We start from the raw sequence: 14,874 nt of genomic DNA, 5'->3' as shown, positions 1-14,874 counted from the left end.
CGGCTCAGCGCGGCTGCTTCACCGGCAACACCACGCGGAAGCGCGAGCCGACGCCGGGGGTGCTGTCCAGATCGATGCGACCGTGGTGCTTGTTGATGATGCTGTAGGAGATCGACAGGCCCAGGCCGGTTCCGCTGCCCACCGGCTTGGTGGTGAAGAACGGGTCGAAGATGCGCTGGCGCAGTTCGGGCGAGATGCCGCCACCGGTATCCTCGAACTCGACCCAGACATGGTCGCCCTCCACACCGGTACGCACGGTGATGGTGCCACGCTCGGCGATGGCATGGCCGGCGTTGAGCAGCAGGTTCATGTAGACCTGGTTGAGTTCGGACGGCAGGCACTCGACCAGCGGCAGCTGGCCGAACTCACGCACCAGGGTGACCTTGTACTTGAGCTCGTTCCAGATGATGTTGATGGTGGACTCGAGGCCGGCGTGCAGGTCAACCAGCTTCCACGACTCATCGCGGCCGGAGTACGAGAAGTCCTTGAGGTCGCGCACGATGCGTGTCACCCGCTCGATGCCTTCGCGTGACTCGGCCATCAGCTGTGGCAGATCGCGGCTGATGAAGTCGATGTCCAGCCGGTCACGGATGTCGTCGATCTCCGGGATGAGCGCCTTCGGGTCGGGCGCACGCAGGGCGCGCTCGTAGGCCTCGATCACGGTGAACAGGCTGCGCAGGTACTCCTGCAGGCTGCCGAGATTGGAGTGCACGTAGCCGATCGGGTTGTTGATCTCGTGCGCGACGCCGGCGGCAAGCTGGCCGATGGACGCCATCTTCTCCGACTGCAGCAGCTTTTCCTGCGTGCCGTTCAATCGAAGGTAGGCCTGGCGCAGTTCGGCATGGCGCTGCTGCAGCTCGCGCTCGTAGTCTTCCTGGCCCTCGATGTGGCGGAACAGTGCCAGGTAGTGGCCCTGCCCGGGCGGACCGTGATGGTACAGATGCGCGATCACCACGCCCTCGCCCAGCGGCAGGCTGCCGTTCCAGTGACCGTTCTGGCGGGCGTGCTCCAGCGCGTCCGGCGGCAGCAGCTGACGCAGGCGCTGTGGCGCCGGCAGAAGGCCTTCGTCGCTGGCCAGCAGGTTCTGCGCGGCCGGATTGGCCAAGGCGACCTGACCGTCTTCGGTGAACAGCAGCAAGCCCTCGCGCAGGCGTTCAAGCAACGCCTGCAGCACCGGCTGTGGTGGAAGGGGGGCGGTAACCAGGACGTTGGCAGCGGACACGGCGGCTCAGGGGCATTCGAACAGGCGCCCAATATACGCGGTCGTGCCGCAGGCGACAGCCTGCGAGCCGGGAGGTCCGCGCGAAGTTGCGTCAGGCCACCGCCAGAGGACGGCCAGCGGTGACTGCGTGGGCCTGCCCCTTGGCATCGTAGGCCGAGGCCTCTTCGCTGCGGCCCAGCTGGCGCAGCGCCCAGTTCACTTCGCGGCGCCTGCGCGACAGCAGCACGCCGTTGGCGCGATTGCGCTCGGCCAGCTCCTGCAGCTGTTCGCCCTCGCCCACCGGCGGTGCGCCTTCCAGCGCACGCAGCGCCTCCAGCTTGGCGCCGGTGGCGCGGATCAATGCGTGCACGTCATGCTCGACCAGGGCCTGGCGTTCGACGTCCAGGGCCAGCGCCAGGCGCTGCAACGGCTCGCTCATCGCCGCGGTCATCCGTGCAGCTGCTGGTCCAGCTCAAGCATGCGCGAAGCGATCGCGTCCGGATTGATCGTATAGGTGCCGTTCTGCAGCGATTCGCGCACGGCGGCCACGCGCTGGGCGTCGATCGCCGGCGCCGTGGTCAGTTCGCGTTCGATGGCCTGCAGATTGGTGGCCTCGCCGGTCAGGCGCAGGCTGTCGGCCGCCTCCACAGGACGCGCCGGCGAGTCGCTGCTGACGCCGGGCTTGCTGGCCGGGTTCGTCACGCTGCGCAGTGCCTGGGGGACCTGCAGGTTGCCGTCGATTTTCTGGCTCATGGGGTGTCCTGGAGTTGCCGTTCACAAGGGATAACGGCCGCAGGGCCGTGATCTTTAGGGAAATCTTGCGGGAATTCAACGCGCCACGATTACGTCACCACGGGCATCCACCGTGCCCTGCACGATGCGCCGCGAGGACAGGTTCTCCACCGAGATGCGTTCGTTCTCGCCGGCATCGCCCATCGCCCGGCCCGCGATGCGCACCTCGACCGAGCCGCGCCGCGACACCAGCGCCACACTGTCTCCGCGCTTGATGAGACGCTGGGTGACCAGGTCGTTGCTCGACAGCAGCGTTCCAGCCTGCAGCGGACGCCGGGCGATGCGGCCGATCGCTGCATTGGGATCGGCCAGCACGGCCCCGGCAATGCGTGCAGCATCGCGTTGGGCGGTACTGATATCGGCAGCCGTCAGCGTTTCTCCAGCAGCGATGCCGCGTGCAAGCACCAGCACCGTCTGGTTGCGCCGCACCTTCACCGGTACGAACAGGCGCCAGCCGCCCGCATCGGGGCAGCTGACCTCGACCGTGGTGTTCGCTGTCGGCTGCACCTGCAGCGCTCCCCCGCACCGGGGAAGACGCAGCGCGTCAGCCACCTGGGCCTCGCCTTCGCTGCCGGCAGGCAGGCTCGACAACGCCGCCGCACGGATGCTGGCCACCGGCTGCCAGTCGGCGGCCACTGCCCAGGGCGAGGCAATGGCCAGTGCGACTGCCAGGATGGAGGAGATCGGGCGCATGGCGCCTCCTGTCGATGGGACCTGGCCCGGACGCGTGCAAGCGGCGTGCCAGTGCGACGCGCGGCACCACACTCGGCGCCGCTGGATCGGACCCTCAAGTTCCCGCCGCTGCACGCCGATACAGCAGCCATGTCCCATGACCTGCTCAACCGGATCGACCAGCGGACCCGCCTGGCCGGCCACAACCGACTGGCGCTGCTGCTGTTCCGCCTCGGCGGACGTCAGCTTTTTGGCGTCAATGTATTCAAGGTGCAGGAAGTGCTGCGGCGCCCGGAGCTGTTCCAGGTGCCCGGCCTGCCCGGGCAGTTCGCCGGCGTGGCCGATGTACGCGGACGCTCGGTGCCGGTCCTGGACCTGGGCCTGGCGATCGGCCATCCCGAGCGCGAGCCGGATGCCGATACCTCGCCCGGCTACCTTGTCGTCACTGAATTCAACCGCTCGATCCAGGGCTTCCTGGTCAGCGGCGTGGAGCGCATCGTCAACATCGCGGTGGAGGACATCCATCCGCCACCGGAACTGGGCGCTGAATCGAGCTATCTGACGGCGGTCACCCGCTTCCAGGGCGAGCTGATCCAGGTGATCGACGTGGAAAGCGTGCTGGCCGACATCGCGCAGATCCGGGGCGAGGCCGTGCTCGATCCACAGATGGCCATGCCCGCCGACGGCCCGCAGCTGCAGGTGCTGGTGGTGGACGACTCGCGGGTGGCACGCCAGCAGATCCGCAGCGTGCTGGACCAGCTGGGGGTCGGCGCCACCTTGCTCTCCGATGGCCGGCAGGCGCTGGACCACCTGCTGCAGATCCACGCCTCGGGCGAGAATCCCGCCGACCGCTACGCCATGGTCATCTCCGATATCGAGATGCCGGCGATGGACGGCTACACGCTGACGACGGAAATCCGGCGCCATCCGGGGCTGGCGGGGCTGTACGTGCTGCTGCATACCTCGCTGTCGGGCGTATTCAACAACGCGATGGTCGAGCGCGTGGGCGCCAATGCCTTCGTCGCCAAGTACTCCCCGCACGAGCTGGCCGATTTCGTGCTGGACCGCCTGCGCAAGGTGGCGATGGCGGCCTGAGGCCGCCGGGGTTCCCCGCCGGGCATGGCCCGGCGCTACCGGATGTTGGCCGCCCCTTGGGTAGCGCCGGGCATGGCCCGGCGAGCGTAGCGGCGCCCCGCCCCGCCCACGACCTTTTGGCACACCGCTTGCAGCTTCCCGGGCAACGTTCCCGTGGGAGTGCATCGTGCGCAACCTGATTACCGACTACCTGGGCGTACATGCCCAGGCCATGCCGTTGCGCGAACAGCGGATGAAGCTGATCGCCAGCAATCTCGGCAATGCCGATACCCCCGGCTACAAGGCCCAGGACCTGGACTTCGACGCCGCCCTGCGCAGCGCACAGGGACAGGATGGCAACGGCCTGATGGCCACCACCCACGAGCAGCACTATGCGATCAACAACGGCCTGAATCCGTTCCAGATCGCGCGCGAGGGTGTCCAGCCCAGCCTTGACGGCAATACCGTCGATCCGGATGCAGAGCGCGCCGCCTACGGTCGCGCCGCGCTGGAGTACCGCGCATCGCTCAGCTTCGTCGAGAGCAAGGTCCGTTCCATGCTGACCGCGATCACGGGGCAATAAGCCATGAGCAACCTGCCGATCTTCGACATCGCCGGCTCCGCGCTGCAGGCGCAGTCGGTGCGCATGAGCACCATCGCCTCCAACCTGTCCAACGCCGACACCGTTGCCGGCTCGGCCGAGGCCGTCTACAAGCCGCTGGAGCCGATCTTCCAGGCGGTCACGAGCAAGGACGACCCGAACATCACCTCGGTGCAGGTGAAGGAAATCACCCGCAGCGAGGCGGCGCCGATCAAGCGCTACGAGCCCGGCCATCCGCTTGCCGACGCCGACGGTTACATCTACCAGCCCGACGTCGATCCTGTCGCGCAGATGGTCAATCTGATCTCGACCTCACGCAACTACCAGGCCGGCGTGGAGATGTTGACCACCGCCAAGGAACTGGCCCTGGCCACCCTGACCATGGGCCGCTGAGGCCCGCAGTACCGGATACCGCCATGACCACTGCCGTCAACAACCAGACCAGCCAGGACGTCTACTCCGCACTGGGCCTGAATGCTCCCAACAGCAACGCCACCAAGAAGAAGAACACCCTGGACCAGGCCGACTTCCTGCGCCTGATGACCGAGCAGCTGCAGCACCAGGACCCGCTCAAGCCCATGGACAACACGCAGATGGTCGCGCAGATGGCGCAGATGTCGACCGTGCAGGGCATCACCGATCTGAACACCACGGTGCAGGGCTTCCAGCAGTCGATGGCCAGCGACCAGGTGCTGCGTGGCGCCGCGCTGGTGGGACACCAGGTGCTGGTGCCGTCCGAGAAGCTGGTGCTGGAGAACGAAGGCAGCGTCGAGGGCACGGTGGCCGCGCCCGGCGCCGGCATCATCACCGTGGACATCACCGATGCCAACGGCGCCAAGGTCACCTCGATCAGCGTCGAGGCCAAGGCCGCGGGCGAAACCGCATTCCAGTGGGATGGCAAGGATGCCGCCGGCAACCGCATGGAGCCGGGCAAGTACAGCGTGGTCGCCAACCATGTCGATACCGCTGGCAAGAGCACCAAGCTGTCCACCTATGTGCAGGCACCGGTGGAAAGCGTGACCGTCGGTTCCGATGGCCTGTACCTGAACCTCAAGGGCCTGGGCACGGCCCCGATCGACTACGTGCTCCGCGTCAGCTGAGCCGCCTACCCGCATCTACCAGGAGCATCCCATGGGCTTCAATGTCTCGCTGTCCGGCATCAATGCCGCCAACTCCGACCTGAGCGTCACCGCCAACAACGTCGCCAACGTCAACACCACCGGCTTCAAGCAGTCGCGCGCCGAGTTCGCCGACCTGTTCGCCGCCACCAGCTACGGCCTGTCGAAGAACGCGGTCGGCTCGGGCGTGCGCGTCTCCAACGTGGCCCAGCAGTTCATCCAGGGCAACAACGAGCAGACCGGCCGCAGCCTGGACATGGCGATTTCCGGTGAGGGCTTCTTCACCATGAACATGAACGGCCAGCGGGTGTACTCGCGTGCCGGCAACTTCCAGACCGATGCCGCAGGCTACGTGACCAACCCGCAGGGCGCGCGCCTGCAGGTGTTCGCGCCCAACGCCGACGGCACCAACTTCGACGCCGGTCGCATGATCGACCTGCAGCTGCTGACCACCGACAGCCCGCCCCGGCAGACCAGCGATGTAAAGGTTGGTTTCACCCTGCCGGCCAACGCCAAGGAACCGACGGTGCAGCCGTTCGATGCCACCAATTCCAACAGCTACAACCACTCCAGCGGCGGCATTACCGTGTATGACTCGCTGGGCGTGAGCCACATCCAGGTGTCGTACTTCGTCAAGGAAGCCGGCGTCAACCAGTGGACCGTGCACAACTTCGTGGACGGCGAACCCGCAGGTACCCCGACGCCGGTCACCTTCGACAACAGCGGCAAGCTGACCGCACCGGCCAACGGCAGGATCAGCCTCGGCACGTTCACCCCGACCACCGGCGCGGGCGAGTTGAACATGACCCTGGACGTGAGCGGCTCGACCCAGTACGGCGAGAAGTTCGCCCTGCGCAACACCCAGCAGGACGGTTACGCCGCGGGCAAGCTCAACGAAATCACGGTGTCGGACACCGGCGTGGTCTACGCACGCTACTCCAATGGCGACGACAAGCCGCTCGGCCAGGTTGCGCTGACCACCTTCAACAACCCGCAGGGCCTGGAGCAGAAGGGCAACAACGTGTGGGCGGAGACGTTCGATTCGGGTACGGCCCGTACCGGAATGCCCGATACCTCCAACCTCGGCAAGATCCAGGCCGGCTCGCTGGAGGCGTCCACTGTCGACCTGACCGAGCAGCTGGTCAACATGATCACCGCGCAGCGCAACTTCCAGGCCAACGCACAGATGATCACCACCCAGGACCAGATCACCCAGACCGTCATCAACATCCGTTGATGAGCCGCTGACCCTGTCACGGAACTCCCCGCATGGATAAAGCCCTCTACGTGGCGATGACCGGTGCCCGCGCCTCCCTGCAGGCGCAGGGAACGCTCAGCCACAACCTCGCCAACTCCGATACCCCCGGCTTCAAGGAAGCGCTGGCCAACACCGAGGCCTTCCCGATCCAGGGCCGGGGCTTTGCCTCGCGGGTCGATGCGCTGCACGTCGACGCCGGCTTCAACCGCCGGCCCGGTGCGCAGCACATCACCGGCAAGCCGCTGGACCTGGCGCTGCAGACCGGCACCTGGCTGGCCGTGCAGTCCACCGACGGCAGCGAAGCGTACACGCGCGGCGCGGCACTGTCGGTGACACCGAACGGTCAGCTGGTGACTTCCGGTGGGCGCGCGGTACTGGATGACAACAACAACCCGATCGCCATTCCGCCTTACCAGGCGATGGAGATCGGCAACGACGGCACGATCTCGATCATCCCGCAGGGTGAAGGCCCGCAGACCATGGCCATGATCGGCCGGATCAAGGTGGTGCAGGCACCGGACGAACGGCTCGAGCGCGGTCTTGATGGCCTGTTCCGCAACACCGATCCGCTGCAGCCGTTCGCCCAGGCCCTCGGGCCCACCGTGCACAGCGGCCAGCTGGAAGGCAGCAACGTCGATGCCGCTGGTGCACTGGTGCAGATGATCCAGCTGCAGCGCCAGTACGAAATGCAGGTGCAGGTGATCAAGCACGGTGATGACAACGCACGCAGCGCCAACAGCCTGCTGCGACTGGGCAGCTGACGGAATTCCGCCGGCGCCGCGTAACGGCACTGGCACACCGCTTGCACGCCGTACCCCATGGGCCGCAGCACGCGGCCGGTTTCAGCCAGACAGGACTCCGAAGATGAACCAGGCATTGTGGATCGCGAAAACCGGACTGGATGCGCAGCAGATGCGCATGTCGGTGGTTTCCAACAACCTCGCCAACACCAACACCACCGGCTTCAAGCAGGACCGCGCCAGCTTCGAGGATCTGTTGTACCAGCAGGTCCGCCAGCCGGGCGGCGCATCGTCGGCGCAGACCCAGCTGCCGACCGGCCTGCAGCTGGGCACGGGCGTGCGCGTGGTGGCCACCGCCAAGAACTTCGAGCAGGGCAGCCAGCAGCAGACCGGCCGCGCGCTGGACGTGATGGTCAATGGCCGGGGCTTCTTCGAGGTGCAGCTGCCCGATGGCAGCTCCGCCTACACCCGCGACGGCTCGTTCAAGATCAACCAGGACAGCGAACTGGTCACCAACAGCGGTTACCCGGTGCAGCCCGGCATCCAGATTCCCGAAGGCGCGCAGTCGGTAACCATCGGCAGCGACGGCACCATCAGCGTGAAGATGGCCGACGACGCCGCATCGGTGGAAATCGGTGCGCTGACCCTGACCGACTTCGTCAATCCCGCAGGCCTGCAGGCGCGCGGCGAGAACCTGTTCCTGGAAACCACCGCCTCGGGGCCGGCGCAGAACGGCAACCCGGGCCTGAACGGGCTCGGCAACGTGGTCCAGGGTGCGCTCGAAGGCAGCAACGTGAACGTGGTGGAGGAGCTGGTGTCGATGATCGAAACCCAGCGCGCCTACGAGATGAACGCCAAGGCGATCTCGACCACCGACTCCATGCTGGCCTACCTCAACAACAAGATCTGACCGGCCCAACCGGGATAACGCCATGTCGCCCATTTCCACCCTCGCCCGCACTGTCCTCGCCAGCACGATGGCCGCCCTGCTCGGCGGCTGCGTGATTGCCGGCGACGTGCGCCCCTACCCCGCGATGGCGCCGCTGCAGCCGATCATGCCGCCCCAGGCGGAGCCGACGGCCGGTGCGATCTATGCGGCAGGTCCAACCCTGCAGCTGTACTCGGACCGCCGCGCGCGTGATGTCGGCGACCTGCTGACCATCACGCTGCTGGAAAACACCACCGCGCAGACCAGCGCCAACACCGCCACCAACAAGGAATCGAATCTGAGCCTGGGGACGCCCTCGATATTCGGTGCGCCGGTCACCCTGGGCGGCAAGGACATCCTCAGCGCCAGCGCCAAGGGCGCGCGCGACTTCACCGGCAAGGGCAACAGCGCACAGAGCAACCGCCTGCAGGGCAGCGTCACGGTCACCGTGATCCAGCGCCTGCCCAATGGCAACCTGGTCGTGCAGGGTCAGAAGAATCTGCGCCTGAACCAGGGCGACGAGCTGGTGCAGGTGCAGGGCATCGTGCGCCCGGGTGACATCAGCCCGGACAACACCCTTCCCTCCAGCCGTGTGGCCGAGGCCCGCATCGTCTACGGCGGCCGCGGTCCGGTCGCGCAATCCAACGCGATGGGCTGGCTGAGCCGCTTCTTCAACTCCGGCCTGACGCCGTTCTGAGCATGGCCATGACGCTTACCTTCTTCTCTTCCTGGCACCGCCTGTCATCGCTGTGCTGCCTGGTGCTGCTGGCAGTGGCTGCGCCCGCCAATGCCGAGCGCATCAAGGATCTGGCCCAGGTCGGCGGCGTGCGCGGCAACGCGCTGGTCGGCTACGGCCTGGTGGTCGGCCTGGATGGCAGTGGCGACCGCACCAGCCAGGCCCCCTTCACCGTGCAGAGCCTGAAGAACCTGCTGGGGGAGCTGGGCGTGAATGTGCCGGCCAACGTCAATCCGCAGCTGAAGAACGTCGCCGCCGTGGCGATCCACGCCGAACTGCCACCGTTCGCCAAGCCAGGGCAGCCCATCGATGTCACCGTGTCCTCGATCGGCAACGCGGTGTCGCTGCGTGGCGGCTCGCTGCTGATGGCGCCGCTGCGCGGTGCTGATGGCCAGGTCTACGCCATCGCACAGGGCAACCTGATCGTGGGCGGCTTCGGTGCCCAGGGCAAGGATGGCTCGCGGGTGTCGGTGAACGTGCCCAGCGTCGGCCGCATTCCCAACGGTGCCACTGTCGAACGCGCGTTGCCGGATGTGTTCGGTGCCAACGGCGAAATCACCCTGAACCTGCACAACAACGACTTCACCACCGTCTCGCGGATGGTCGCCGCGCTCAACAACGCCTTCGGCGAAGGCGCGGCACGTGCCGTCGACGGCGTGACTGTGGCGGTGGCCGCGCCGACCGACCCGGGTGCACGCATCGGCCTGCTTGCCCGCATCGAGAACCTGGAGCTGACCCCGGGCAGCGCCCCGGCCAAGGTCGTGGTCAACTCGCGTACGGGCACGGTGGTCATCGGCCAGCAGGTCCGCGTCGGCCCTGCGGCGATCTCGCACGGTTCGTTGACGGTGACCATCCAGGAGAACACCAACGTCAGCCAGCCCAACGCACTGGCCGGCGGCAGCACGGTGGTCAGCCCGCAGTCGACCATCACCGCCACCAACGATGGCAGCCGCATGTTCAAGTTCAATGGCGGGACCACACTGGATGAGATCGTGCACGCGGTGAACGCCGTCGGCGCCGCGCCGGGCGACCTCATCGCGATCCTGGAAGCACTGAAGCAGGCCGGCGCGCTGAGCGCCGAACTCGAGGTGATCTGACATGCGCATCACCCCCGCCTTCGAGCTGAATCCGGCGCAGCAGAACGACCCGGCCAGGATCGACAAGGTCGCGCGGCAGCTGGAAGGCCAGTTCGCGCAGATGCTGGTCAAGAGCATGCGCGATGCCAGTTTCGGCGACTCGCTCTTTCCCGGTGAGAACAAGATGTTCCGGGAGATGTACGACCAGAAGATCGCCGAGGCGATGGCCCGTGGCAAGGGACTCGGGCTGTCGGCCATGATCACCCGCCAGCTGTCCGGAGCGACCGCCGAAGGACCGGCGCTGGATACCGGCATCGGCGCTGCGAAGGCCAGCCGGGCCTATCAGCTCAACGCGCCCGCCAAGGCGGCGCCGTCGCTGCCGCTGGAGGACGCCGGCCAGGCCGTACGCATGCTGCAGCAGATGGCCGCAGGTGCACAGCAGGATGCATCGGCCGCCATCGCGCCGATGGAACAGGCCCTGGACCTGATCGCCGGCCGCGAAAGCAGCAGCGTCCACCGGTCGCTGGGCACCGATGATCCCTACATCGCCGGGCTTGACGGCCCCGACTGGGCAGCCCGCAACGACCAGTGGGCCGCCACTGCCAGCAACCGTGGCAGCGGCACTACGACCGATGCGCTGGCGACCCGCAACGCGGTTGCCCAGCTGGGTGCGCATACCCCGGAAGGCTTCGTCGCCAGCATCTGGCAGCACGCGCAGAGCGCAGCCAGGGAGCTGGGCGTGGACGCCCGCGCGCTGGTTGCGCAGGCCGCACTGGAAACCGGCTGGGGCAAGCGCCAGATCAAGCACGCCGATGGCAGCACCTCGCACAACCTGTTCGGCATCAAGGCCAATGGCTGGAACGGGCAGCGTGCGGTGGCCGGCACCCATGAGTACGTCGATGGCGTGCGCCGCAATGAAACCGCAAGCTTCCGCGCCTACTCCTCGCCGGCCGAGAGCTTCGCCGACTACGTGCGCCTGCTGAAGACCAGCCCGCGCTACCAGCAGGCCCTGCAGGCCGGCACCGATGTGCAGGGCTTCGCCCGGGGCCTGCAGCGGGCCGGCTATGCCACCGATCCGCGCTACGCCGCCAAGATCGCCGCGATCGCCGGCGGCCCGACCATCGAGCGTGCCGTCGCCGCCGTGACCGATGCCGGCAGTCGCCTTGGCCAGACCTTCGCCAGCACCGCAACAGCGGCGCTGGGTATCACCCGTCGTTGAGGAACCCCATGTCCAGCGTACTTTCCACCGGTACCGGTGCCCTGCTCGCCTTCCAGCGCGCCCTGGCAACCACCAGCCACAACGTGGCCAACCTCAACACGCCGGGTTACAGCCGGCAGAAGGTCAATTTCGCCACGGCCGATCCGCAGAACTTCGGCTACGGCACGGTGGGCAACGGCACGCGCATCACCGACATCCGGCGCACTGCCGACCAGCTGGCGATCTCGCGCCTGCTCGACAGCAGCGGCGAGCTGGCACGCCTGAAGCAGTTGTCCGGCATGGCCGACCGCGTCAACGCCCTGTTCTCCGACGCCGCCACCAACGTCGCAGGCGTCTGGTCCAACTTCTTCGATTCGGTCAGCGGCCTGTCTTCCAATGCCTCCGGCACGGCCGACCGGCAGAGCATGCTGGACGGTGGCAAGGCACTGGCCAACCGTTTCGTGCAGCTCAATACCCATCTGAACAACCTCAACAGCGAGGTCAACAACGGCCTGCTCGCCGGAGCGACCGAGGTCAACCGGCTGGCGCAGGAAATCGCCCAGATCAACGGCGCCATCGGCACCAACATCGCCAGCGCGGCCCCGGACCTGCTCGATCGCCGCGACCAGCTGATCTCGCAGCTGATCGGCTATACCGGTGGCACCGCGGTGATCCAGGACGGCGGCGTGATGAACGTCTACACCGCTGGCGGCAACGCGCTGGTGGTCGGCACCACCGCCACCCGGGTCACCACCGTGGCCGATCCGTACCAGCCCGAGCGCCTGCAGCTGGCGCTGGAAACGCAGGGCAACACCATCACCCTGGATCCCAAGGCCGTCGGCGGCCAAATCGGTGGGCTGATGGAGTTCCGCGACACCGTGCTGACCCCGGCGCAGGCGGAACTGGGCAAGCTGGCGATCGGCCTGGCCGACAGCTTCAACCAAGTCCACCACCAGGGCGTGGATCTCTACGGCCAGCTCGGCGGTGACTTCTTCAACATCGGCACGCCGCGGGTGACGGCCAACAGTGGCAACACCGGCACGGCAAGCATCAGTGCCAGCTTCGGCGATCTCGGCAAGCTGGACGCGCAGAACGTCGTCCTGCAGTTCGATGGCACGCAGTGGAAGGCGAGCCGCGCCGACACCGGCGCCAGCATTCCGTTGACCGGCACCGGCACCGCCGCCGATCCGCTGGTAATCAACGGTGTCGAGCTGGTGGTCGGCGGCACGCCGGCAATCAACGACCGCTTCCTGCTGCAGCCCACTGCCGGCGTGGCCGGCAGCCTGGAGATCGCCATCACCGATCCCTCGCGCATCGCAGCCGCGGCTGCCGTCAAGGGCGCCGCCGCCACCGCCAATACCGGTACGGGCAAGCTCAGCGGCGTCTCCGTGACCGATGCCGGCCATGCGAACCTGCGCAATCCTGCGGCGATCGTCTTCACTTCCGCCACCACCTACACCATCGATGGTGGCCCGCCGCAGACCTACACCCCGGGCCAGACCATCAGCGCCAACGGTTGGAGCTTCGTTCTCGACGGTGCACCGCGCACCGGCGACACCTTCAACATCACCCCGACCCCGGCCGGCTCTTCGGACAACAGCAACGCGGCAAGGCTGGCCAAGGTGGAGAGCGCCAAGGCATTCAGCAGCGGCACCGTCACCCTGAACGGCGCACTGGGCGGGCTGACCACCCAGGTCGGCGCGGCAGCGCGCTCGGCCGAGTACTCGCTTGAAGCGCAGCTGGTGATCAACGAAAAGGCCCAGGACGCGCGCGACGAGATCTCCGGCGTCAACCTGGATGAGGAGGCGGCGAACATGCTCCGCCTGCAGCAGGCCTACCAGGCCGCCTCGCAGTTGATTTCCACTGCCGACAACATGTTCCAGACCATCCTGGGAGCCGTCCGCCGATGAGCAGCCGCATCTCCACCGGAATGATGTTCAACCAGTCGGTGACGCTGATGCTGGCCAAGCAGGCCAAGCTCAATCACCTGGAGCAGCAGATCGCCACCGGCAGCAAGATCGTCAGCGCCAAGGACGATCCCGTGGCCGCGGGCACCGCCGTGGGCCTGGACCGCAGCCTGGCGGCCCTCGAGCGTATGGGCCTCAACGCCGGCAACGTGCAGAACCGGCTCGGCGTGCAGGAGAACACGCTGGCCCAGGTCAACGATCTGATGGGCCGCGTCAGCGACCTGACGCTGCAGGCCAGCAATCCGGCGCTGAGCGCCGCGGACAAGAAGACCCTGATCACCGAGCTGAACCAGATCCGCGACGGCCTGCTGTCGCTGGCCAACAGCAGCGACGGTACCGGCCGCTATGTATTCGGTGGCACCCATGACGGCGATCCGCCGTTCGCCAAGATCGACGGCAAGGTGGTCTATCGTGGCGACCAGACCCAGCGCCAGGTGGAAGTGGGGCCGGACACCTACGTGCTCGACGCCCTGCCCGGCAGCGAGATCTTCATGCGCATTCCGACCGGCGATGGCTTCGTCGATGGCAGTGCCGCCGCAGGCAACACCGGCAAGGGCGTGCTGACCAACATCACCCGCGACGGCAGTGACAGCTGGAACGGCCAGGCCTTCAGCGTGCGCTTCACCGCCAGCGACCAGTACGAGGTGCTGGACGCAGCCGGCAACGTGACCGGTACCGGCACGCTCAAGCCCGGCGACGAACTGGAAGTGAACGGCGTGCGCCTGCAGATCACCGGCGCTGCCGACCCCGGCGACACCTTCAACGTGCAGCCGGCCGGCAGCCGCGACATCTTCGCGACGATGGACAAGCTGATCGCCGCACTCGACGCCGATACCGGCAGCACCGCACAGCTGGCGGCACAGCAGAACCAGCTGCAGAGTGCATTGCGCGACGTAGGCCGCGCGTCCGAGCGGATGATCGATTCGCGTGCTGCCGGCGGCTCGCAGCTCAAGGCGCTGGACAATGCAGCGGACATGCGCGAAGCCAACAGTGTGACGTTGAAGACCACCCTGTCACAGATGCGCGACCTGGACTACGCCGATGCCCTGAGCCAGTACCAGTTGCAGAGCACGGCGCTGCAGGCTGCACAGACGATCTTCTCGCAGATGCAGTCGATGTCGCTGTTCAACAAGATCGGCTGATCCGTTTCCAGCACACGCCCATAAAGGCCGCGATGCCCTGCATCGCGGCCTTTTTCATTTCCGCAGCACTTGCCGCTGCCTCGCCCGCGGGTGCGCCGCGCGCGTTCATTCACGATCCACGCCCCCAGGCCCGCCCCACCCGGCGCTGCCAGCGGCGCCCGCCGGGTGTTGCCCGTCGTCCCTGCCCGGCCCCGACGTACCCCCTTCCGGGCTGGTGAAACCCCGGAAAAACAGCGTCCCGCGGGCTTTTTCCGGCTCATCGAAATTCACGCCTAAAGGTTGTTGACAAAGCGCCGTTATTCATTTGGCAACGGCGAAGCACACAGCCAAACAAAAAAACAGGCGGCGCTTCGTTCCATTCACCTACGGGT

General features: G+C 67.0%; 16 protein-coding genes. 12 read left to right on the top strand and 4 right to left on the bottom strand.

Annotation, left to right across the window (positions count from 1 at the left end; genetic code table 11):
- Positions 1-4: 4 nt before the first annotated feature.
- The 4 genes from N5J29_RS13220 to flgA all read right to left on the bottom strand — a co-directional run bounded on the left by N5J29_RS13220 (position 5) and on the right by flgA (position 2,686).
- Positions 5-1,222 (bottom strand): ATP-binding protein, encoded by a 1,218-nt coding sequence (locus tag N5J29_RS13220; protein WP_065175707.1) that lies wholly within the window; start codon positions 1,220-1,222, stop codon positions 5-7.
- A gap of 91 nt (positions 1,223-1,313) precedes the next feature.
- The gene (locus tag N5J29_RS13215) at positions 1,314-1,652 is read right to left on the bottom strand and encodes a flagella protein (RefSeq protein ID WP_053517922.1); all 339 of its coding nucleotides are present in this window, start codon (positions 1,650-1,652) and stop codon (positions 1,314-1,316) included.
- A complete protein-coding gene (flgM, locus tag N5J29_RS13210) occupies positions 1,649-1,954 on the bottom strand; it encodes a flagellar biosynthesis anti-sigma factor FlgM (RefSeq protein ID WP_053517921.1) in 306 nt (101 codons plus the stop codon). Before flgM ends, N5J29_RS13215 begins: the two co-directional genes overlap by 4 nt.
- Before the next feature lie 75 nt (positions 1,955-2,029).
- Positions 2,030-2,686: a flagellar basal body P-ring formation chaperone FlgA gene (gene flgA, locus N5J29_RS13205; protein WP_065182183.1), complete on the bottom strand. Its 657-nt coding sequence runs from the start codon at positions 2,684-2,686 to the stop codon at positions 2,030-2,032.
- 129 nt (positions 2,687-2,815) lie between these two features.
- Between flgA and N5J29_RS13200 the strand changes: the two genes are divergently transcribed.
- The 12 genes from N5J29_RS13200 to flgL all read left to right on the top strand — a co-directional run bounded on the left by N5J29_RS13200 (position 2,816) and on the right by flgL (position 14,503).
- The gene (locus N5J29_RS13200) at positions 2,816-3,760 is read left to right on the top strand and encodes a chemotaxis protein (RefSeq protein WP_053517918.1); all 945 of its coding nucleotides are present in this window, start codon (positions 2,816-2,818) and stop codon (positions 3,758-3,760) included.
- Positions 3,761-3,926: 166 nt separating this feature from the next.
- Positions 3,927-4,322, top strand: coding sequence for a flagellar basal body rod protein FlgB (gene flgB, locus N5J29_RS13195; protein ID WP_053517917.1), 396 nt, complete (start codon positions 3,927-3,929; stop codon positions 4,320-4,322).
- A 3-nt stretch (positions 4,323-4,325) separates the two neighbouring features.
- Positions 4,326-4,733 carry a flagellar basal body rod protein FlgC gene (gene flgC / locus N5J29_RS13190; RefSeq protein ID WP_053517916.1) on the top strand — a complete coding sequence of 136 codons (408 nt, stop codon included), beginning with the start codon at positions 4,326-4,328 and terminating at the stop codon, positions 4,731-4,733.
- A gap of 23 nt (positions 4,734-4,756) precedes the next feature.
- Positions 4,757-5,440 carry a flagellar hook capping FlgD N-terminal domain-containing protein gene (locus N5J29_RS13185; protein WP_053517914.1) on the top strand — a complete coding sequence of 228 codons (684 nt, stop codon included), beginning with the start codon at positions 4,757-4,759 and terminating at the stop codon, positions 5,438-5,440.
- Positions 5,441-5,471: 31 nt separating this feature from the next.
- Entirely contained in the window at positions 5,472-6,695 is a 1,224-nt protein-coding gene (gene flgE, locus N5J29_RS13180) for a flagellar hook protein FlgE (RefSeq protein ID WP_053517912.1), read from the top strand.
- 32 nt (positions 6,696-6,727) lie between these two features.
- Entirely contained in the window at positions 6,728-7,477 is a 750-nt protein-coding gene (locus N5J29_RS13175) for a flagellar basal body rod protein FlgF (RefSeq protein WP_164152916.1), read from the top strand.
- A gap of 103 nt (positions 7,478-7,580) precedes the next feature.
- Positions 7,581-8,366 (top strand): flagellar basal-body rod protein FlgG, encoded by a 786-nt coding sequence (gene flgG / locus N5J29_RS13170; RefSeq protein WP_053517910.1) that lies wholly within the window; start codon positions 7,581-7,583, stop codon positions 8,364-8,366.
- A gap of 22 nt (positions 8,367-8,388) precedes the next feature.
- Positions 8,389-9,081, top strand: coding sequence for a flagellar basal body L-ring protein FlgH (flgH, locus tag N5J29_RS13165; RefSeq protein WP_074898853.1), 693 nt, complete (start codon positions 8,389-8,391; stop codon positions 9,079-9,081).
- Between the two features lie 2 nt (positions 9,082-9,083).
- Positions 9,084-10,217: a flagellar basal body P-ring protein FlgI gene (locus N5J29_RS13160; protein ID WP_164152917.1), complete on the top strand. Its 1,134-nt coding sequence runs from the start codon at positions 9,084-9,086 to the stop codon at positions 10,215-10,217.
- Position 10,218: 1 nt separating this feature from the next.
- The gene (flgJ, locus tag N5J29_RS13155) at positions 10,219-11,415 is read left to right on the top strand and encodes a flagellar assembly peptidoglycan hydrolase FlgJ (RefSeq protein WP_164152918.1); all 1,197 of its coding nucleotides are present in this window, start codon (positions 10,219-10,221) and stop codon (positions 11,413-11,415) included.
- Between the two features lie 8 nt (positions 11,416-11,423).
- A complete protein-coding gene (gene flgK / locus N5J29_RS13150) occupies positions 11,424-13,304 on the top strand; it encodes a flagellar hook-associated protein FlgK (RefSeq protein WP_164152919.1) in 1,881 nt (626 codons plus the stop codon).
- The gene (gene flgL / locus N5J29_RS13145) at positions 13,301-14,503 is read left to right on the top strand and encodes a flagellar hook-associated protein FlgL (RefSeq protein WP_164152920.1); all 1,203 of its coding nucleotides are present in this window, start codon (positions 13,301-13,303) and stop codon (positions 14,501-14,503) included. Before flgK ends, flgL begins: the two co-directional genes overlap by 4 nt.
- The last annotated feature ends 371 nt before the right edge of the window (positions 14,504-14,874 follow it).

It is taken from the genome of Stenotrophomonas sp. GD03680 (assembly GCF_029844625.1).
Taxonomy (GTDB): domain Bacteria; phylum Pseudomonadota; class Gammaproteobacteria; order Xanthomonadales; family Xanthomonadaceae; genus Stenotrophomonas; species Stenotrophomonas maltophilia_P.
The sequence above is the reverse complement of the archived record's forward strand: the minus strand, read 5'-3'. Positions and strand labels throughout refer to the sequence as shown.